This window comes from Lactobacillus sp. RTP31084st1_F9_RTP31084_210423 (assembly GCF_040919545.1).
In the GTDB taxonomy this organism is placed as follows: domain Bacteria; phylum Bacillota; class Bacilli; order Lactobacillales; family Lactobacillaceae; genus Lactobacillus; species Lactobacillus paragasseri.
In genome coordinates this window covers 310,275-331,127 of the sequence record NZ_JBCOVH010000001.1, presented here as the reverse complement: position 1 = coordinate 331,127, position 20,853 = coordinate 310,275, and the positions used below count along the sequence as shown (strand labels likewise).

Here is a 20,853-nt window from a genome sequence, read left to right as displayed (position 1 = left end):
AGAAGTCCGTTGAGTAAGTAACGGATAATTCTCTGTTGATTATTATACTACTTTCAAAGGTAAAAGCCTAGCTCGTACCCCTTTGAAAATATCCTTTATTGATTATACTAGATCCAGAGAAAATGTAAACCTTTTTTGCTCAATATCGGGACTAAAAATCAGAATTTGTTGCTTTTTCATATGCCAAATATTCATATATTTTATTTAGAAGTTTCTGATTTGCTCCGCCTTCTTTTTTCTCAAGATATTTTCTGAAATCATGAGCAAATTGGTCCGGATCTTTAATATAATCTCTTAGCCGTGGATAGAGCATCCCTAAACAAACATTCATTTCGCCAATCATTAAAGGTAATTTGCTTGGATCCTGTCTAAAATAATCAGCTAAACTTACGCAAACTTCTCGATAAATTGGACTTTTCTCAAGTAAGTCTGTTTCCTTAGGAATAAACTCTTTTGATTCTCCCAAAATATAAACTTGAATTTTTTCGTTATCTCCAAGTTTCACCAAGTCTTCGCATAATGAAAGCCGTAATGCAAAATTAGGAGATGGATCTATCAAAATACTTTTTGCTAGATTAGTAAAATTTTCTACGCTTAAACAGTATAAGAGCAAATAATCTCTTTCCTGAATATACTTAAGCTTTTTAAAATTTTTCATTATTTCTAGCTGCTTAATTTGGCTAACTGGTTCAATCTTGAGCGGTAACTTTTTATCAAGTAAGTATTCTAATTGCTTAGCTTCAATTGCATAATGCTGAAACTTCAAAATCTTAAGATAAGTGTCGTAAACCTTCTTATTAGAAAAAAGGTCAGGCTCCTCTTTAATTAAAGAATATGCCTGATCTCCCTTCTCTTGGCTTAAGTATATTTCACATAACTCACAAACAATATCTGAATCATGGCCTAATCGTAAAGCTTCAAGCAAATATTGTTTAGCTTGCGGCAAGTCATTATGTTCTTTAGCTTCCTTAGCTAAAAGCAAAAAATTGTCTTTGCTTGCATGTGTCATTATGCTTTTGCCTTCTTTTGTTCTGAATCTTTTTTATGATAACTTCTTCTATTTTGACGCTTTTCTGAATTATTTTCTTGGTTGTTTCGTCTAGCCATTGCACGATGTCTATTTTGGTTAACTTCCATTACAACTGGCAAAACAACCGGACGACGACCTGTTTGCTTGTAAAGATACTTTTCAACATCATTACGAACATCTTGCTTTAATTCAGTCCAGTCAAATTTCTTATGTTCAAAGTTATTGTTAACTGCTTCTTTGATTACATCAGAAGCACCATTCATCAAAGCATGGTTAGCCTTAATGTAAACAAAACCTCTAGTTGAAACACGTGGTTCTGAAATGATTTTCTTTTTCTTTCTATCGATAGTAACAGCAGCGATAAAGACACCATCATCAGATAAAACTTCACGGTCTCTTAAAACAATGTTACCAACGTCCCCAACACCAGAACCATCAATCATGATATCTTCACCAGGAACAGCATCGGTACGATAGAAACGACCCTTTTCTAAAGCGTAAGCATCCCCATTATGTGGTAAGAAAATATCTTTCTTATTCATTCCAGCTTCAATTGCTAGATCTTTATGAATTTCAAGTAAACGGTATTCGCCAATAACTGGAATTAAGAACTTAGGCTTCAATGTATCAATTAGCAATTGCAAATCACGACCGGTTGCGTGTCCACTAGTATGCTTATCTCTACCAAGTTCTTTAACCGTACCACCCGCACGGTAAATCATGTCGCTTGTCTGAGCAACCATTGTTTCAACTGAATGAGAAGGAGTAGTAGCGATAAATACCAAGTCACCCTTCTTGATTTTGATCATGCGGTGGCGGTTAGTTGCCATTTTTTGAAGTGACTTAAGTGGCTCACCCATGCGACCAGTTTCTAAGATCACTAATTCTTTATCAGGAATCTTCTTTAAATCTTTACTATGAACTAACAAGCCTTTAGGGACATTTAAGTAGCCTAATTTCATGGCAGTGTAGACAATTTTACCCGCATCTCTGCCAGTTAAGAAAACGTGTCTTCCAGTTGCTGCTGCTGCTTGAAAAATCTCTTGGACACGGACAATATTCGATGCTTTAGCTGCCGCAATGATGCGGCCGTCATAGTTTTCAAATATATTAAAAATATACTTTTCAATGCTAGTCTGACGATCGTTTGGAAAGTTAGCTTCAGCATTAGTTGAATCACTAAGTAATGCTAAAACGCCTTTTTGTGCAATTTCAGACAAGCGTACAAAATCAGTCCGGAAACCGTCTTTTGCTGATGGATCAAACTTAAAGTCTCCAGTGTAAACAATTTCTCCTTCTTTAGTAGAAATATCAATACCTAAAGAATCTGGAATTGAGTGCGTAGTCTTAAAGAAAGATACATTTGCATTCTTAAATTCAATTTCTGTATCTGCATCAATAACATGGAATAAGTCATTTTTACGACGTCTATTTTCACGTTGGACAGCAATCTTAGCTAATTCAATCGTTAATTTTGAACCAAAGACTGGAATATCATAATCTCTTAAGATATATGGCAAAGCACCAATTGAATCAGCATGACCGTGTGTTAAGAAAATACCGGCAATCTTATCACCATAATCACGGAAGAAATCTAAGTCAGGGATTACGACATCAATTCCAAGTAACGATGAATCAGGATATTTTAAACCTGCATCCATAATAAAAATTTCGTCTTCTACTTGAACAGCGTACATATTTTTACCATTTTCACGTGCGCCGCCCAAGATCATTATCTTAATCTTTTGTGACATTTTCTTGCTTCTTTCTATATTTACTTAAATTATTTATGGATCTTAATGATCAAAACGAAGTTAATCTAATTAATTTTACCATATACTTATATGAATTTGAAAGAAACAAAAAAGCTACTCTTTATGACAAAGAGTAGCTGAGGCTTATGAATTATTAAGATTAACGACGTAAACCTAACTTGTTAATTAAATCACGGTAACGTTGAATATCCTTGTTCTTCAAGTAACGAAGTAAGTTACGACGGTGACCAATCTTCTTAAGTAAGCCAACGTATGAGTGGTGGTCTTGCTTGTTAGCCTTTAAGTGAGCGTTCAAGTTGTTGATATCACTAGTTAAAAGTGCAATTTGAACTTCTGGAGAACCAGTATCGCCATCGTGACGTGCGTATTCTTTAATTAATTCATCTTTCTTTTCTTTTGAAATAGCCATTAGAAAATACCTCTCTTTTAAATAATTGCCATTAACAACGTTAACCGTCGGCGGCGGGAAAACAGCGTTAATGGTTCCAACAAATAATAATATTACATTGAAGTTTTTAAAAAAGCAAGCCCAAATTACCTTGCACCAAAAGCTTCTATTAAGTATAATTAACGAGTAAATCTATTTTATCGAGGTGATTTTGATGCCACAAATTAAATCAGCAATTAAACGTGTTAAGACTACTGCTACTGCTAACAAGCGCAATGCTGCTGAATTAAGTAAATTGAGAACTGCTGTAAGAAAATTCAACGAAGCTGTTGAAAATGACGCAAAAGATGTCCTCGATTTAGAAGTTAAAGCTGCACGTGCTTTAGATAAGGCTGCTTCTAAAGGTCTTATTTCTAAGAACAAGGCTAACCGTGATAAGTCACGCTTATCTAAGAAGGCTGCTAACAAGTAATCACTTGCTTGACACTTTATATTAGACAAAATAAAAGCTCGGAGATAATTCTCCGGGCTTTTTTGTCGTCTAAATTTTTAGTAAGAAAAGTTTTAAAAACTCATCCCCGCGATATGTTCCATTTTTATATCCAAAATCAAGTTCAATTGCCTGCTTTAATAGTCTCGCTAACTTGTTCAAAGAAACTTTATTCTCCATAGCTAACTTTACCCGATATGGATTTACCTTTAACTCTTTAATAATTTGATCTTTACTCCAACGCCGATTTTGAAGAACTTTAACGCAAGTCAAAAATTCAATTTGCGACTCAAAAATAGCTAATAATTGAATCGCACTTGCTCCTTCTCTTAGATGATCATCTAAACGCTGAGTAGCTTCTTGATAATTTTTATTAAAAGCGGCTCTTAATATTTCAAAAATATTTTCTGAAAGAGAGCGATCAATATTTTCATTAATTAGGGTCTCTGTAATTCTTTTATCTTCCCCAACAATATTTTTTAATTTCAAGTAATTACTTAACGCTGCATCTAAAACTTGATCACTTCTTTGGATTAAAATTTGCAGCGCCATGTTCGTAATTTGGTAGCCTTCTTCCTTGCTAATTGCTTTAATTACCCCACTCACTTCATAAGGCTTAAGCGCTGTTTCAACAACATTAACATGCTCCAGCAAAAATTTACTGATCTTTTTTCGGCGATCGATTTTTTCATAATTAGCTACAAAAGCCACTATATCTTCTAAGTCATCTAAATGTTCAATAATTTTAGTTAATTTTTCAATTTGCTTTTTATACTTTTGCGGGACCTTAGCCATTAAAAAGAAAGGATTCTTAACAACGACAATTTTCTTAGAACTAAACAAAGAAGACTCTGTTAAAGTAGCCATTAGTTCATCCAACCCATCTTCAAGGCAATCCACAATTATTTGATCAAGGTCTGTAAATTTCTTTTGATTAAGATAATTACGCACTAAATAATCATTAAAAAAAGAATCTGGTCCCTGGATCAAAAGATTAGCATTCTTAGGATTAGTCTGTTTAAAAAGAGAGATTAATGTCATTTTGTATTTCCTTTATAAAAAGTCGTAATTGTCTCACTGTTAAACGGTGAGTAATTCCAAGTAATTGTACCACTATCTTGCGTATTTAAGTATGGGATGCTCAGGTCTTTCAATGTTTTTAAAGTTTCCTGATGGGGATGACCAAAGCGATTATTTCGTCCTGATGAAATAAAAACAAGTTGCGGATTTAACTGTTTTAAAAAGTCTGGATCACTAGAAGTCTTACTACCATGATGCCCCAGCTTGAAATAATCTACTTGTAAATTATAGTGATTTAAAATTTCTTTTTCTCCTTCTCTACCTAAGTCTCCGCTAAAAAGCCAACGTCTATTTGCTAACTTAAAAGTTAAAGACAGAGAATCTTCATTTTTACCCAAGCCAGGTTTAAAAGGATAAACTACATCAAAATTTAAATCTTTAGTTTTAACTTTATCTCCTGCAAGTAAGGGAACTAATTGGACATCTTTTAAATGTCCATTTATTTTCCTTCTAAAAGATTGGTTATCTGTTAATCCTCTAGCAAAATATAATTTTTCTACTGGAATTTGATCAAGGAGTGCTTTTAAATCACCAATATGATCTGCATCCTGATGACTTAAAAAAACGCCATCCAAATGATCAATTCCTTGAGCATATAAAAATGGAATCGTAATTCGGTTTAATTGCGGCTCGCTTTTCCTTTTACCAAAATTCAATTTTCCACCGGTATCTATTAAATAATTCTTTCTGTTCAAAGGCGTAGTAATCAAAATGCTATCGCCTTGGCCAACATCAATAAAAGAAACTTGTCCTTTTAAAGGAAAATGAATCAAGCAAAAAATACTAACATATGCTCCAACTATGATCGATCTTAACTTTAATTTTTGAATCTTATGTTTAGGTAAAATAATTAAAAATACTGTCACAACTAATAAAAATATTGTTTGCAGCCAATTGATTTGACCAAAAGTTACTAAGCCCAATTGCTTATCAGCAATAAAATTAGTTAAATCTGCAAGTCCTTTAAAAATTGGTTCACTTAACTTTACAGTTGCTGGCAAACACCAAAACAAAAAAATTACAATAAAGGTCAGTGGTAAGAGAATAAAATTAAAAATTGGAACAATTAAAAAGTTATAAATGACAGTTAAAAAATTAATCCGATAAAAATTATGTAATAAAATCGGTGTGATTAACAAATTAAGAGCAAAATTCTGTCTAATTTTCTTAAAGTCTTTACTTATTTCTAGACCAAAAACTAGTAAATAGCTCAAAATAGCTCCACTGCTTAAAAATAATAAAGGATTAAAAAGCAAATGCGTTAAAACCACTATCCCTAACTTGTCGCCGCTACTAACCATAATTTTCTTTCTTTTAAAGAAAACACCCCAAAAGTAACTTAAACTTGCACGAACAAAGCCAGCCTGAAAATTAGACAATAAGATTTCGATTACTAAAAAAGTAACGCAAAGTATTGTAACCTCTTCTTCTGTTCTCTTCATCACTGTCCCTAGCCATGTAATACCTAAGATATATAAACTCACATGTAAACCGGAGATACTCAGAAGATGAATAATGCCTAAGTCTCGATAACTATTCAGTAAAACCTTATTATCTGTACTCGGGTTTTGTGCTAACACCATTTCACTAGCAAAAAATCTAGTATATTGGGGCATTTTTTCAAAATAATTCATCAAAAATTTACGGAGCATATGAACCCAATCAAAAACAACAATATGCTTAGGATAAATTTGATAACTCTCAAGCTTAACTCTTTCCCTGATTTTTTTACTGCGATAATATTTTTGATAATCAAATTCACCAGGATTCGTTGCAGGCATAATTGTTTCTACTTTTGCCTTGTAGTTTACCAAATAAACGGCATGATATTTATTTAATTCCTTTTCAAAAGACTTATTTGCACTTCCATTGACTAAAACTTTATTCTTCCCTATTTTTCCTTCTCCATAGAAGAAATTATCACTCACCTTCACTTGATCACTATATATTAGAATCGGCTCCCCAATTTCTAATTCACTTGTTCTTTGATTAATAAAGCATAAAGTTATAATTACTCCTAAAAATATTGCAACTAAATGCCAATATTGCGGAAATTTATAAATTAGCAACAAACAAAAAATAATTAAAAACAATGTAGCAACAATACCTTGGATAAGGTTACTGGTCTGCAAGATAAGAAAAGTTGCTGAAATACAAACTAAGCCAAGCAATAAATAAAATCCAGTGGCATAGAAACTAGAGTGCCAACTGATCTTTGAGCTTTTCAAAAGTTTTTTCACCAATTCCTGTTACCTTGGTCAAATCTTCAATTTGCTTAAAGCCACCATTTTGATCACGATAAGCAATGATTTGCTCTGCCTTCTTTTGACCAACGCCGTTTAACTTTTGTAAGTCCTGCACCGTTGCTGAATTTAAATGAACTTGCTCTGAATTTGAACTAGAAGAATCAGAAGCAACATTATTACTATTAGAAGTTCCATTTCCAGGAAGATTTTCTACTTTTTCACCAATATGCGGGACATAAATTTGATCTTGATCTTTTAATAAGGCTGCTCGATTAATTGCCCGCGTCTCTGCTTTATCAGTTAAGCCGCCACAAATTCTCAACAAATCGTTTAGTCTAGCCCCATTTTTCAATGTATAGACACCACTATGTCTAACAGCTCCAGCAATGTCTACAGTTACTGTGTTTTGCTTTGATGAGCTATTTAAGTTTGATGTAGATTGGGTAGTTTTATTCTCACTTTTAGAAAATTCCGTTGACTGGGTCTTATTATTTTCGCTCAAGACCTGGGTGTTATTGACTGCTGGCTGGTTATTTTTCTGAATAAAATATCCTCCACCTAGGATCAAAACAATAATTCCAATCACCCAAATTTTCTTTTCTATTATGAATTCTTTGATTTTTTCTAAATCCATTTTTATCACCTCATTATTTATTACGAAAAAAAGCAGCAATTTTTTTGCTGCTTTCAATTTATTTTTCTAAATAATTTAGTGCATCTTCGAAACAAGCTACTGGCACAATCTTCATCTTAGTATGTATTTTCTTAGCAGTTCGGACTGCTTCGGCATAATTTGTTTCATTCTTTTTAACACCTTCTGGTTGATCAGTTGGTGCAAAAAAGACTTTCATTCCTTGACGGCTGGCGGCTATTACCTTTTTATCAACGCCGCCAATCATTCCTACCTTACCATCACTATCAATTGTTCCCGTACCAGCTATTTTCTTAGAACTAAGATTCTTACCAGTAAACAATTGATAACACTCAAGTGTAAACATTAAACCTGCAGACGGGCCGCCAATATCTCCTGCATCAATTTTAACTGCGGGATCAGTTATGACCTTCGTATGATCTACCAACTGAATACCAATTCCATAACGACTGGTCCCAGATAATTTAACTGTTTTTCCCGAAAAAGTCAGATGCTTCTTTCCTCGAATAACTGCTATTTGTACTTTTTTATGCTTTAATGAAGAAACGTATTTTATTAGATCCTGACTAGAAGAAAATTTTCTACCATTTACGCTAACTAGAATATCTCCAACTTTCAACTTATTCTTAAAAGTTGAATTTTTCATAACTTCCATCACATAAACGCCTAAAAATTCTTGACGATACGGGACTTTTGCTTTCTTAGCTGCGTAATAGATTGCATTGTTCTGACTAGTTTCCATGTAGTATTGCTGCATTTGATTATATTCAGCACTACTTGATGTCCCCATTAATTCAGTCTTTGAATAACGACTATCTCCTGCCCTAAAGAAACTAGTTAAATAGTCAATCATAACTGCAGGACGTTCACTCACAGTTACTAGATAAAAATTAGGATTAGGTTTTCTTGTACTTTTAACATACTTACTAATTTGAAAAGCTTCCCCCGGCGCTTCAATATAGTATTGCGTAGGCCATAGACAAAAAACAACTGCTATTAAAAATGCTGCTATTCCTAGCAGCCAAAATTTTAATTTTTTATTTTTCTTCATCATTTCGATTCCTCAGCTTTTCTTTCAAAGCAGCTGCCACTGACTTTGGAACTAGAGTTGAAACATTGCCACCAAAAAATACTGTTTCTTTAATCATACTTGAAGAAATGAAGCTATCTTCTGGACGAGTAAACAATAAAACTGTATTTAATTTTGGATCTAAAGTCTTATTAATTCCAGCAATATCACGCTCATAATTAAAATCAGTGGTATTTCTCAATCCTCGAACAATTGCCCCAGCATTAAGCTCATGAGCTACTTCAACAGTCAATTCAGCTGGACGAGCAATCACTTCAACATTTTCATCGTTTTCAAAAACTTTTCTAGCCAAATCTAAGCGCTCTTTTTCATCAAAAAGATACTTCTTACTTGTATTCGTCATAATTACTACATACAGTTTTTCAAACATTCTGGCTGCTGCTTCAACCACCTCAACGTGACCATTGGTTATTGGATCGAAACTCCCAGGGAAAATTGCCTTTGTCATTTTACTTCCTCTTGTAAACTTTTACTTTTGTTCTACCTAACTGATGATCCTTAATAATTGAAAAGCCAGAAACTTCTGGTAATTCATCATGCTCATCAGTCTCAGCTACAATCAATGCATTATCATTTAATAGATCATTTTCAAGTAATTTAGTCATAATCTTAACAATCTTTTGCTTAGCATACGGAGGATCAAGAAAAATTAAATCAAACTTTTTCCCTTCCTCGTTTAAAATTTTAATGGCACGATTATCACTACACTTTAGAACTCTAAATCTATCTTCTTCTTTAGTAAGTTCAACATTTTTCCTAATAATTTGACATGCTTGACCACTAATATCAACTAAAACTGCATTGTCATAACCGCGAGAAACAGCTTCAATTCCTAAAGCTCCACTACCAGCATAAAGGTCTAATACTCGCCCACCATTAAAAAATTGCCCCAAGGAGTTAAACAAAGAGCCCTTTACTTTATCGCTAGTCGGACGAGTAGCATTACTTTTTAAAGTATGTAAATTACGTTTAGCATATTTTCCTGCAATAATCCTCAAACTCGTAAATCCTCGTTTTCTTCTCGTAATTTTTCTGCTTCTTCTTTTAGTTCACGCATCATCTTTTCTTCGTGTTCAGCAGAAAAATCAAGCTTATCGGTTTTTGAAGTTTCTACTGACTGGACATAATTCTTACTCTTTAATTCAGTAATTACCTTTGAAGCATATTCTGAACTTACATATAGAACTACATACTTATTTTTACGTGAAAAATAGATAATATTGCCAAATCGGCGCAACTTGTATTGATCGCTAATTTGATAAAGCCAAACAATTATTTGTGTGCGCGCCGTCATTTTGTTATTTGACTCATCTTTAAAAACCAAACTCAAAGTACACTCCTACTTTCTATCATTGTCTTCTTTTCAGCAGCTGAAATATTTAAGACTAATCCTAAAGCAGCAGTTAAGACAATCATTGAAGATCCACCATAAGAAATAAATGGCAAGGTTACCCCAGTGATCGGCAAAAGACCCAAAACTGCTCCTACATTAAAGAGCGTTTCGGTAAAAATCATAGTTACCACACCAAAACAAACCAAAGCATTGAACTGTGAATCAGCGTGAATTCCAACTTCCATAATGCGCCACATCAGGAAGAATAATAAGGAAATAATCACAATCGCACCAATTACACCTAACTCTTCAGCAGTAATAGATAAAATAAAGTCGGTATATGGCTCTGGTAAATAACCTCTTTTTTGCATACTGTTACCTAAGCCAACACCAAATAAACCGCCATTGTGAATTGCATAATAGGAATTAACTAACTGAGCACCACCAGTTTTTTCTAGTTTGAAGGGATGAACAAAGGCTAATAAGCGTTGGAACTGATAAGAATCCTTAATGAATCCTGGTGTCCAAACCAATAACACTAGCATCAGCAAGACAATCCCAACGAAAAGCCCGATAAGCCAATAAACTGCTAACTTAGTTGGAATACCAGAAACACTGTACATCACAAACACAATCATAAACAGAATGGCTGAGCCACCAAAATCTGGTTCTAAAATAACCAGTCCAATCATCATAAACGAAATAACTGTCGGTCCAAATAAATTATGCCAAATTTGACCTGGAACAAACTTTCCATCCCGTCTTGATAAAACAAAAGCTAAATATAGTACTAAAGACAACTTGGCTACTTCCACAGGTTGAATATTAATAAAACCCAAATTGATCCAGCCAACTGCACCGTTAATAGCAGCTTTTCCATGACTAATTACTTTCAAGACAATCAAAAAGAATAGCATTAAAAATGAAATGCTTAAGTAAGACATAACAAATTTTCTATTTTTGAATATTTTTAATTTCAAAGCAAAACATGGAATTCCAAAGAATAAAAATGCAGCAACAAAATATATAATTTGCCTTTTCATATATACACTAGGTGAAAAGCCATTTACTAACAAAATATCTGAACTTGCTGAATAGACCATGATAACCCCAATGGTTGACAAAATCAGGTATGGGATCAAGATGCTATAGTCTAAGTATCTTAATTTTTGTCGCACGATATACTTGCCCCTTTAGTTAAATAATCTTTCTCATTATATCACTACCTTTACGGATAAAAAAAAGTAGCTCCACAAAATGAGCTACTTTTAAAAATCAAATAAGAATTTAACTACTTATTACGTCTCTTATCTGCCTTTTTTCTTTCGTTAGTGTTTAAGATCTTCTTACGTAAACGAATGCTTTCTGGAGTTACTTCACAGTATTCATCATCATTCAAGAATTCAATAGCTTCTTCCAAAGTCATAGTCTTAGGAGTCTTAATTGAAGCTGAGTGGTCCTTACCTGCTGCACGGGTGTTAGTTAAGTTCTTACCCTTAGTTACGTTAACAGCAATATCGCGTTCACGTGATGATTGACCTACAATCATACCTTCGTAAACTTCAACACCAGCACCGATGAATAATTCACCACGTTGCTCAACTGATTGAAGTGAGTAAGTAGTTGATTGACCTTGGTTAATTGAAACCAAAGCGCCATTACGACGACCTGGTTCCCAGTTCTTAACTACTGGCTTATATGAATCAAAAGTATGGTTCATAATTCCGTAACCAGCAGTTTGAGACATGAATTCGTTGTTGTAACCAATCAAACCACGTGATGGTACTAAGAATTCAAGTCTAGTTTGACCATTACCAGTAGATTCCATATTCTTCATTTCACCTTTTCTTTGTGAAAGAGAATCAATAACTGAACCTACGTAAGCATCTGGTGTATCAACTTGAACTGCTTCAAATGGTTCACACATTTGACCATCAATTTCACGGTAAATAACCTTAGGACGTGAAAGTTGTAATTCGAATCCTTCACGACGAAGTTCTTCAACTAAAATTGACAAGTGTAATTCACCACGACCAGAAACAGTCCAGGCATTTAATTGATCAGTTGGTTCTACCTTCAAAGAAACGTCAGTACGAGTTTGACGAATCAAACGGTCTTCAAGTTTCTTAGGAGTAACTTGGTCACCTTCACGACCTGCAAATGGTGAGTCGTTTGCAACAAAGTCCATTTGAAGAGTTGGTGGATCAATCTTAAGAAGTGGCAATGCTTCAGGCTTATCTGCAGAAGCAATAGTTTCACCGACATAAATATCATTAATACCTGAAATAGCAATAATGTCGCCGGCTTTTGCTTCTTGAATTTCGTTACGTTTCAAACCGAAGTAACCGAATAACTTAGTAACACGGAAGTTTTGCGTTGAACCATCACGTTTCATAACAGTGATGTTGTCTCCAACCTTAACTTTTCCGCGGTAAATACGACCTACACCGATACGACCTACATAATCATCCCAATCAAGCATAGTGATTTGGAATTGTAAAGGTTCATCAGAGTTATCAACTGGAGCAGGAATGTTCTTAACAATAGTATCAAAAATAGGATCCATTGTTTCTTCTTGCTTAGCTGGGTCTGAGTCATATGAAGAAGTACCATTTAAAGCAGATGCATAAACAACTGGGAAATCAAGTTGTTCATCACTAGCACCTAATTCAATGAATAATTCAAGAACTTCATCTAGAACTTCCTTTGGACGAGCACCTGGACGATCAATCTTGTTAATAACTACGATTGGCTTAACACCAGCTTCTAAGGCCTTCTTAAGCACAAAACGAGTTTGTGGCATAGTACCTTCGTAGGCATCAACAAGTAATAAACATCCATCAACCATGTGCATGATACGTTCTACTTCACCACCAAAGTCAGCGTGTCCTGGTGTATCCAAGATGTTAATTGTAGTGTCACCATACTTAACAGCAGTGTTCTTAGATAAGATTGTAATACCACGTTCACGTTCAATAGCATTGGAGTCCATAGCACGGTCTTCTAGGTTCATGTGCTCTGGCAATGTATCTGATTGTTTTAATAATTGGTTAACCAAAGTAGTCTTACCGTGGTCAACGTGTGCGATAATGGCAATATTTCTAATATCGTCTCTTCTTTGCAAAAGAAATTCCTCCCCGAACTTCATAAAAAAACTGTGACTCCAGTCACAGCTATCTTATGCAAAATAATAATGCAGTTATTGAAGCTTTATATCTCTATAGTTTCGTTTTACAATTCTACTCTAAAAATATCATGCCGTCAACGAAAGTACAAGCTGTGAACTGTTTATTTTTAACAAAAATATTATACCAAAAACTTCGATTATTGCCGTCTTTTCTTTCAATTGTTATCATATTCATAGCAAATTTGAAATTAAGGAGATATTTATTTTGATTTTAATGCATGATATTACGCGCGATGGCAACCCTGTCTTAAGACAAGTTGCTAAGCCTTTAACCTTCCCATTAGCTGATGAATATAAAGAATTAGCTGACGAAATGATGCAATATTTAATTAACTCGCAAGATCCTAAAATTGCTGAAAAGCACCAATTAAGAGCTGGCGTTGGCCTAGCTGCTCCTCAAGTCGGCAAGAGCATTCAGATGGCTGCCCTTTTAGTTCCAAATGATAAAGGTGAGATTATTTTCAAAGAAGTTTTTGTCAATCCAAAAATTCTTTCTGAATCAGTTAGAAAAGCTTGTCTTGCTGAAGGCGAAGGCTGCCTAAGTGTTGACAAAGATATTGAAGGCTATGTCCCTCGTCCTGATAAGTTAAAGATTCATTATTATACAGTTGATGGCGAAGAAAAGACAATTCGCTTAAAGGATTATCCAGCAATTGTTGCTTCTCACGAAATTGACCACTTAAATGGTCACTTATTCTATGACCGTATCAATAAGCGAAATCCTTTTGATTTAGCAGAAGATACCATTGTTATTTCTTAAAAATTAGTTCTTAATTTTTTGGAAATTGGGCGTTAGGACAAAATGTTCTATCGCCTTTTTACGTACTATATATAATGTAAATTGGTATACTTAAAAGTAAGTTTATGATAAAATTTTAATAGCTATGAATTTCTGCGACTTTTTCGCAGAAGTTTTTTTGAACGTTTTAATATAAGGAGATTATAAGAAATGATCTACAAAGTTTTATACCAAAAAGACCAGATCGTTAATCCAAGAAGAGAAACTACTAAAACTCTTTTTTTAGAAGCAGATAATGTAGTTGCAGCAAGAACTATGGTTGAGGATAATACCCCCTACAATATTGAACTCATCCAAGAATTAACTGGAAACTCACTTGCTTATGAAAAGCAAAGTCCAGATTTTAAGCTGACAACTTTCAAATCTGAAGATAAATAACGACCTTGAAATTAAAGAATAATGAAGTCGGCGTTTTCGCTATAGGGGGTCTAGGCGAAATCGGCCGTAATATGTACTGCGTTGAATACCAAGATGAGATTATCATCATGGACTGCGGTATCAAATTCCCAGAAGATGACATGATGGGAATTAATTATGTTATCTCAGACTATTCTTACCTTATTAAGAATAGGAAAAAAATCAAAGCATTAGTTGTAACTCACGGACATGAAGACCACATTGGCGGAATCCCTTACCTTTTAAAGAAGATTCCTGAAACTCCAGTTTATGCAACACCATTTGCCCTCGCTTTAATTCGCGGGAAACTTGATGAACATGGAATTTTAAATTCTAGTGAACTTCACGAAGAGCATGAAGATACGGTTTTGAAATTTGATAAGCTTTCAGTCAGTTTCTTCAGAACAACTCACTCAATTCCTGATACTTTGGGAATTGCAGTTCATACTCCAGAAGGTGCAGTAGTCTTTACGGGAGATTTTAAGTTTGACTTAACCCCTGTAATGAATCAACCTGCCCCTGACTTTCAGAAGATGGCTAAGTTAGGTCAAGAAGGCGTACTTGCCCTCCTATCTGACTCAACTAATGCAGAAGTTCCAACCTTTACAAAATCAGAAAGATTTGTTGCTCACTCCCTACACGATATCATCACTGGAATTAAAGGTAGAATTATTTTTGCTACTTTTGCTTCTAACCTTTATCGTGTATCAACTGCTATTAAGGCAGCTGTTGACACTGGAAGAAAAGTCGCAATCTTTGGTCGCTCAATGGAAAATGGTGTTCAAAACGGTATTGATCTTGGCTATCTAAATATTCCTGAAGGAACTTTAGTCGATGCCAATGAAATCAACCATACTCCACCTGAAAAAGCGATGATTTTATGTACTGGTTCTCAAGGAGAACCACTTGCAGCTCTTTCAAGAATTGCAGATGGAACTCACCGTCAAATTTCATTACAACCAGGCGATACAGTAATCTTCTCATCTAACCCTATTCCGGGCAATACAACTAGCGTAAACCACTTAATTAATAAGTTAACTGAAGCGGGCGCTAATGTTGTTCATGGTAAGATTCATAATGTCCACACTTCTGGACACGCTGGTCAAGAAGAACAAAAGATGATGATCGAGTTAACCAAGCCTGAATACTTTATTCCTGTCCACGGTGAATACAGAATGCAAGTTGTTCATACTGAAACTGCTCAGTCTACTGGAATGGCTAAAGATCATACCTTCGTTCTAAAAAATGGTGATGTACTTGCTTTAACCAAAGATTCATCAAGAATTGCTGGTCACATCAATATCCCGGATGTCTTTGTTGACACTTCTGGTAGTGACGATGTTGGTAATATCGTCGTTCGTGACCGTCAAATTTTAGCTGAAGAAGGTCTTGTGGTAGTGGTAGCAACTGTTGACTACAAACATCAACGTGTTTTAGCAGGGCCAGATATTTTAAGTCGTGGTTTTGTTTATATGCGTGAATCAACTGAATTGATTAGTCAAGCACAGAAGCATGTCTACCATGTTCTTAAGACTGAAATGGCTAAAGATCCGCAACCAAAAGAAAATGAAATTAGAAAGGCAATTATTGAGAATCTTCAAGATTTCTTATATTCTAAGACTGAAAGAAGACCGATGATTTTGCCAATGCTAATTGAAAAGAAATAAAATAAGCCCCAAATGGGGCTTATTTTTATATGAATTAGGCAATTAACAATGAAAAAGGTTCATTTACTTGTAAATTTAAAATCTGGTAGCGATAAAGGCGCAAAAGCCCTCAAAGAAATTGAAGCTGCTCTGAAAAAAGAAAAATTGGCATATAATATACAAATTTCTACTTATCCTGGACAACTCGTTCCGATTGCAACTAAGACAGCTAATGAAATTAACAATAATCATGAATGTATTGTTGTAGTTGGCGGTGATGGATCTTTGAATCAGGCTTTAAATGGGGTAAAAAATTCACTTCATCCTGACACTCCCCTTGCCTATTTTCCAGCTGGTACCGGAAATGATTTTGCTCGAGCAGCCAAACTTCAAAATAACCCCTTGAAATTTATCAAAAAAATCAAAAATCATCCAACAGTAACAAATGTCGACTGTGGCAGATATCAAGATTTGCTTACAGGTGAAGAAAAATACTTTGTCAATAATTTAGGAATTGGCTTTGATGCGTTTGTGGTCAATAAAACCAATCATTCAAAGCTCAAAACTAAGTTTAACAAAATCAATATAGGGAATTTAACTTATGGAATAAATATTGCTCAAGCTCTCAAGGGACAAGATAATTTCAAAGTTAAGATTTTAACTAATGAACATACTTATTCCTACGATCACGCATACTTAGTTACGACAACTAATCATCCCTACTTTGGCGGTGGTGTTCCAATTTTGCCAATTGCTAATATTTATAATCATAAATTAGATATTGCGATTGTAGAAAAGCCTAACTTGGCCAAATTCTTGTATCTCTTTTCTAAGCTTCTCCTCAATGGATCACATATGCAAAGCAAGCAATTTCATTATTTTGAAGCTAATAAAATTGAAGTAGAAACCTATCAAGCAGAATACGGTCAACTTGATGGAGAAGAATTGAATAGAAGAAAATTCCACTTAAAATTTGAAGTTGATCATTTTAAACTTTTGAAATAAATGCAAAACAAGCCATCTCATAACGAGGTGGCTTGTTTTACTAATCTCTTGTTTTTAATTTTATATCTTCCATCCCAATCATTGGGTCAATTTTACCAGAATAAATTAAATCAGGAGTTAAAATATAGTCTTTGGGTTCATTTATTTCTTCCTTAATTTCAGTTTGAACCTGCTCTTGTTTAGTATTTGCGTTAGAATTATGCTCAACTACTTCTTTCAGTCCTAGCTCATGCCTGATCTTAGAAGCTAAATCCGTCTTACGGTCATTTCCTGGCGTACGTAAGGCCATAAGGTAAGCCTTTTTTTCTCCTACCATGACAAGATTTTTCTCAGCACGGGTAATTGCCGTATAAAGCAAGTTACGTCTCAACATCATATAATTCTGCATAGTAAGATTCAAAATAACTAACGGAAATTCAGATCCCTGCGACTTGTGAATTGTAATTGCATAAGCACGAGCAATATCATTTAAATCTTTAACGTTAAATTCTATTTCTCGACCATCAAAATCAGCAATTAAGATCTTCGCCTTATCATCTGGATTAAGTCCAATAATTTTGCCAATTTGACCATTATAAATATCCTTTTCGGGATTATTTTGTAATTGAAGAATACGATCGCCAATTCTAAAGCTTTCATTATGCGCTTCAATTACTTTAGTTTTTGAAGACATTGGATTCATTACATCTTGCAAGATATCGTTCAAGTGAGTGATTCCGCCCTGACCATTATACATAGCTCCAAGGACCTGAACATCATCCTTTTTAAAACCACGCTTAATAGCTAAGTTAACAATCTGATCAATTGCATCTCCAACTAAACTAGGTTGACAAGGGATAAAGGAATAATTCTTAGTTTTATTAAAAATTATCTGTTCAGCAGCTTCTTCGTTAATTGCATGAGCTAGCTTGATAATTGATGAATCTTCTCCTTGCCGATGGATTACCTGGAGTCTAGTTGTTGGGAATGCTTCTGACTTAATTAAGTCACTGAAAATATTTCCCGCTCCAACCGAGGGCAGCTGATCTTGATCCCCAACAAAAACAATTCTTTTCGTCGAATTAATGCCTGATAACAACTGCTTAAATAGAAACATATCCACCATCGACATTTCATCAATGATTAGAATCTCGCCATTTAATTCATTAACATCAGTTGCATCATTTTCTCCAATACCTAATCCTAATAAACGGTGAATAGTTTTAGCAGAAATATCAGTAATTTCGCTCATTCTCTTAGCTGCTCGACCAGTTGGTGCAGCTAATAAAAATGGTGGATCCTCACTATATAAAGCCCCGCTCGGAATCTCAGCAAGTTCCTTTAAGCACATTAAAATTCCATTGATAATTGTTGTCTTACCAGTACCTGGTCCACCAGTAAGGATAGAAATTGGATTATTTAAAGCATTTTTAATCGCATTCTTTTGCGTTTCGTCATACTTAATCTCAAGTTCTTCTTCAGCATGATTAATTGCCTGCTCAATGTTTTCATCACTGAAGTCTTCTTTTTTTACCCGATTTTTGACTAGACGTTTTAATTCATTTGAAATATCAAGCTCCGTTTGAAAAATTTCTTGCAAGGCTGCTTTATCACCTGAAACAACTACCTTACCTTGTCGCTGAAGCTCATTCACGCTATTTGCTAAGTCATCATAAGAACTAGCCTGAACCAATTCATACGCTTGCGTTAATAAATCATCTAGTGCCACATAAGTGTCTCCCAGCGTACTTAGAGCATTCTGCAAAATACTTAAAATTGCACCTCTAACCCTTCTTGGATCATTTAATTCAATTCCAAGTGCTTGGCCAATATTATCAGCTGTTTTAAAACCAAAACCTCTAATTTCACCAACGGCTTGATAAGGATCTTCTTCAAGTTTTTTAAGAGAATCTCCATGATAGGCCTTATAAATATTTCCAGCAGTTTTTTTATTAATTCCATACTTAGCTAGTTTAATAACAATTTCTGAAAAAGAATCCATCTGATTAATTCCAGATAGTAAACTATCTTTCTGCTTTTGTGTTAAATCAAGGTCATCAATTTCAGTTGGATTGGCCTTAATCAGGTCTAAAGCATTCGTTCCTAGACTATCAATAATTCTTTCAGCAGCTTTTTTACCAATACCAGGGAATTTATCAGAACTTAGATATTTAGCTAGACTTCCCTCTTCATGTGGTAAAACAGGTTCATATGAACTAACACGAAATTGTTTACCGAATTTTTCATGTACAACAATTTGACCGACAAATTTATAAGTCGATCCAATCTGAATATCACCAAAATTACCAGTTACCCGGATATTATCACGATCATAATCTGCTAATTTGCTAATTAAATCTACATCAATAATTTTGAAAAGATCCTGATTATTTTCAAAAACAATCCCATTAATTCGTCCAGTAAAACTAGTTTCTGCCATTTTTACCTCTAATCAATTTTGCTACAGCATTGTATTGTTTTTGCGCTTGGGCAAAATATTTTGGATTCTGTTTTTTCGAAACTTTAAAATATTTTTCTGCCTTATCAGGATTAGTATCAAATAAAGTTAAACCTAGCAAGAAGTTAACTTTTGCATTTCTTTGATCTTTTAGAATCTTACTATAAGTTTGATTTGCTGATTTTAAATCTCCCAGACTAAGCCAAATATCACCTATTAATTCTAAAGTCCTCTCATCCTGATTTTTCAAAGTTAAAGCATAAGCTAGTGCCTTTTGATATTGGCCTAACTTCATAAAAATCAAGGACTTTTGATACATCGTTTCTTCATCATCTGGAATCGAATTAAGTAAAGCTAACGATTTAGCAAAATCTCCCTGCATGTAGTAACAAACAGCAATGTTATAAGTTAAAGCCTCTGGTTGATCAACAAGTCCTCGAGCTTTTTCTAATAATTCTAAAGCTTGATCAGCCGAATTTTGTTCAATCAAATAAGTTGAAAGCTGTAAATAATTTTCAATATTTTTAGGATGATTATTTATTTTTTTAATCAATAAGTGTATAGCATCATCAACTTTGCCAGCATCATATAAGTTGGCTATTTTTTTATCCATTTTTAAATTGTATCCCTACTAGTAATCTTTCGATCTAAATAGCTTGTTTCATTCCATGCTATTTCATTAAAGGTCTTTCCTTGATTTTCAGTGTCAAGAATCGTCAGGCTAGTATTAGTCAAGCCGCCACGTTTTCTAATATCAGCAACGTCATAACCTTCAAGAGTTCTAATTAATGCACATAGAGCTGCCCCGTGGCTCACCAAAAGCACCTTATCATCTTTATTTGGATAGCGTTTAACAATATCACTAATTAAACTTTTACCACGTTTAATCATGTGTTCAAAGTCTTCACCATGAAAAGTTGATGGATCGTAGCGTTCTGGCGAATAACGAAAGGCCTTAATTTGATCAGGGTATTGACTCTCAGCGTCAACAAATTTCATTCCCTCAAGATCGCCAAGATTAAACTCTTTTAGGCGATCATCTACAATAACTGGAACAGTAATCCCCATATCATTTCTAAGCATTACAGCAGTAGTTAAAGCACGTTGTAAAGGACTAGCATAAAAGGCCCTAAACTTAGTTCCCTTTAAGTACTCAGCTAATTTTTTAATATCTTCATAGCTTTCTGGCAATAGTGGTGAATTACCACTACCTCCTTGATAGCGCCCTTCTAAATTCCACTTTGTTTTTCCATGTCTAACAAAATATAATTGCATACTTTTCCCTCCACTTTTACTATT

Annotated in this window: 20 protein-coding genes; 5 read left to right on the top strand and 15 right to left on the bottom strand. The window is 34.4% G+C overall.

Translation table 11 applies throughout. The features are described 5' to 3' along the window. Positions 1–151: 151 nt before the first annotated feature. From AB5359_RS01700 to rpsO, 3 genes are all read right to left on the bottom strand, one after another. On the bottom strand, positions 152–1,009 hold the full coding sequence (locus AB5359_RS01700) for a hypothetical protein (protein WP_048686487.1): 858 nt from the start codon (positions 1,007–1,009) through the stop codon (positions 152–154). Then, the gene (locus AB5359_RS01695) at positions 1,009–2,784 is read right to left on the bottom strand and encodes a ribonuclease J (RefSeq protein ID WP_003648634.1); all 1,776 of its coding nucleotides are present in this window, start codon (positions 2,782–2,784) and stop codon (positions 1,009–1,011) included. Before AB5359_RS01695 ends, AB5359_RS01700 begins: the two co-directional genes overlap by 1 nt. A 160-nt stretch (positions 2,785–2,944) precedes the next feature. After that, on the bottom strand, positions 2,945–3,214 hold the full coding sequence (rpsO, locus tag AB5359_RS01690) for a 30S ribosomal protein S15 (RefSeq protein WP_003647135.1): 270 nt from the start codon (positions 3,212–3,214) through the stop codon (positions 2,945–2,947). 193 nt (positions 3,215–3,407) lie between these two features. On the opposite strand from rpsO, the gene rpsT reads away from it, so the two are divergent. After that, positions 3,408–3,665, top strand: a complete 258-nt coding sequence (gene rpsT / locus AB5359_RS01685) for a 30S ribosomal protein S20 (protein ID WP_003647133.1) — start codon at positions 3,408–3,410, stop codon at positions 3,663–3,665. Positions 3,666–3,734: 69 nt separating this feature from the next. Here the strand turns inward: rpsT and holA are convergent, their stop codons facing one another. The 9 genes from holA to typA form a co-directional block, all read right to left on the bottom strand. After that, the gene (holA, locus tag AB5359_RS01680; protein WP_048686485.1) at positions 3,735–4,724 is read right to left on the bottom strand and encodes a DNA polymerase III subunit delta; all 990 of its coding nucleotides are present in this window, start codon (positions 4,722–4,724) and stop codon (positions 3,735–3,737) included. Then, positions 4,721–7,006, bottom strand: coding sequence for a DNA internalization-related competence protein ComEC/Rec2 (locus AB5359_RS01675; RefSeq protein ID WP_048686483.1), 2,286 nt, complete (start codon positions 7,004–7,006; stop codon positions 4,721–4,723). The genes holA and AB5359_RS01675 overlap by 4 nt, the downstream gene beginning before the upstream one ends. Next, positions 6,960–7,643 (bottom strand): helix-hairpin-helix domain-containing protein, encoded by a 684-nt coding sequence (locus tag AB5359_RS01670; RefSeq protein ID WP_048686481.1) that lies wholly within the window; start codon positions 7,641–7,643, stop codon positions 6,960–6,962. The genes AB5359_RS01675 and AB5359_RS01670 overlap by 47 nt, the downstream gene beginning before the upstream one ends. A 58-nt stretch (positions 7,644–7,701) precedes the next feature. Beyond that, positions 7,702–8,712 (bottom strand): SepM family pheromone-processing serine protease, encoded by a 1,011-nt coding sequence (locus AB5359_RS01665; protein ID WP_048686651.1) that lies wholly within the window; start codon positions 8,710–8,712, stop codon positions 7,702–7,704. Then, complete coding sequence (coaD, locus tag AB5359_RS01660) at positions 8,699–9,199, bottom strand: pantetheine-phosphate adenylyltransferase (protein ID WP_003648626.1); 501 nt, start codon at positions 9,197–9,199, stop codon at positions 8,699–8,701. The genes AB5359_RS01665 and coaD overlap by 14 nt, the downstream gene beginning before the upstream one ends. 1 nt (position 9,200) lies before the next feature. Beyond that, the gene (gene rsmD / locus AB5359_RS01655; RefSeq protein WP_048686478.1) at positions 9,201–9,749 is read right to left on the bottom strand and encodes a 16S rRNA (guanine(966)-N(2))-methyltransferase RsmD; all 549 of its coding nucleotides are present in this window, start codon (positions 9,747–9,749) and stop codon (positions 9,201–9,203) included. Next, positions 9,746–10,081 carry a YlbG family protein gene (locus AB5359_RS01650; protein ID WP_003648624.1) on the bottom strand — a complete coding sequence of 112 codons (336 nt, stop codon included), beginning with the start codon at positions 10,079–10,081 and terminating at the stop codon, positions 9,746–9,748. Before AB5359_RS01650 ends, rsmD begins: the two co-directional genes overlap by 4 nt. Then, positions 10,078–11,262: an FtsW/RodA/SpoVE family cell cycle protein gene (locus tag AB5359_RS01645; RefSeq protein ID WP_048686476.1), complete on the bottom strand. Its 1,185-nt coding sequence runs from the start codon at positions 11,260–11,262 to the stop codon at positions 10,078–10,080. The genes AB5359_RS01650 and AB5359_RS01645 overlap by 4 nt, the downstream gene beginning before the upstream one ends. A 113-nt stretch (positions 11,263–11,375) precedes the next feature. Further along, positions 11,376–13,232: a translational GTPase TypA gene (gene typA, locus AB5359_RS01640; protein WP_003647125.1), complete on the bottom strand. Its 1,857-nt coding sequence runs from the start codon at positions 13,230–13,232 to the stop codon at positions 11,376–11,378. Between the two features lie 244 nt (positions 13,233–13,476). Here typA and def point away from each other — a divergent pair, with 244 nt between their 5' ends. The 4 genes from def to AB5359_RS01620 all read left to right on the top strand — a co-directional run bounded on the left by def (position 13,477) and on the right by AB5359_RS01620 (position 17,117). Then, entirely contained in the window at positions 13,477–14,031 is a 555-nt protein-coding gene (gene def, locus AB5359_RS01635; protein WP_020807147.1) for a peptide deformylase, read from the top strand. Positions 14,032–14,220: 189 nt separating this feature from the next. Then, a complete protein-coding gene (locus AB5359_RS01630) occupies positions 14,221–14,448 on the top strand; it encodes a DNA-dependent RNA polymerase subunit epsilon (RefSeq protein WP_003648621.1) in 228 nt (75 codons plus the stop codon). Between the two features lie 5 nt (positions 14,449–14,453). Continuing rightward, positions 14,454–16,133 (top strand): ribonuclease J, encoded by a 1,680-nt coding sequence (locus AB5359_RS01625; RefSeq protein WP_368279969.1) that lies wholly within the window; start codon positions 14,454–14,456, stop codon positions 16,131–16,133. Between the two features lie 48 nt (positions 16,134–16,181). After that, positions 16,182–17,117 (top strand): diacylglycerol kinase family protein, encoded by a 936-nt coding sequence (locus tag AB5359_RS01620; RefSeq protein ID WP_048686472.1) that lies wholly within the window; start codon positions 16,182–16,184, stop codon positions 17,115–17,117. Between the two features lie 40 nt (positions 17,118–17,157). Here AB5359_RS01620 and AB5359_RS01615 read toward each other — a convergent pair whose 3' ends face one another. Genes AB5359_RS01615 through AB5359_RS01605 form a run of 3 tightly spaced genes read right to left on the bottom strand, consistent with a single transcriptional unit; the run spans position 17,158 to position 20,829 of the window. Next, complete coding sequence (locus tag AB5359_RS01615; RefSeq protein ID WP_048686470.1) at positions 17,158–19,536, bottom strand: ATP-dependent RecD-like DNA helicase; 2,379 nt, start codon at positions 19,534–19,536, stop codon at positions 17,158–17,160. Continuing rightward, positions 19,523–20,167 (bottom strand): lipopolysaccharide assembly protein LapB, encoded by a 645-nt coding sequence (locus tag AB5359_RS01610; RefSeq protein ID WP_039156254.1) that lies wholly within the window; start codon positions 20,165–20,167, stop codon positions 19,523–19,525. The genes AB5359_RS01615 and AB5359_RS01610 overlap by 14 nt, the downstream gene beginning before the upstream one ends. A 2-nt stretch (positions 20,168–20,169) precedes the next feature. After that, positions 20,170–20,829 (bottom strand): histidine phosphatase family protein, encoded by a 660-nt coding sequence (locus tag AB5359_RS01605; protein WP_020807150.1) that lies wholly within the window; start codon positions 20,827–20,829, stop codon positions 20,170–20,172. Between the last annotated feature and the right edge of the window lie 24 nt (positions 20,830–20,853).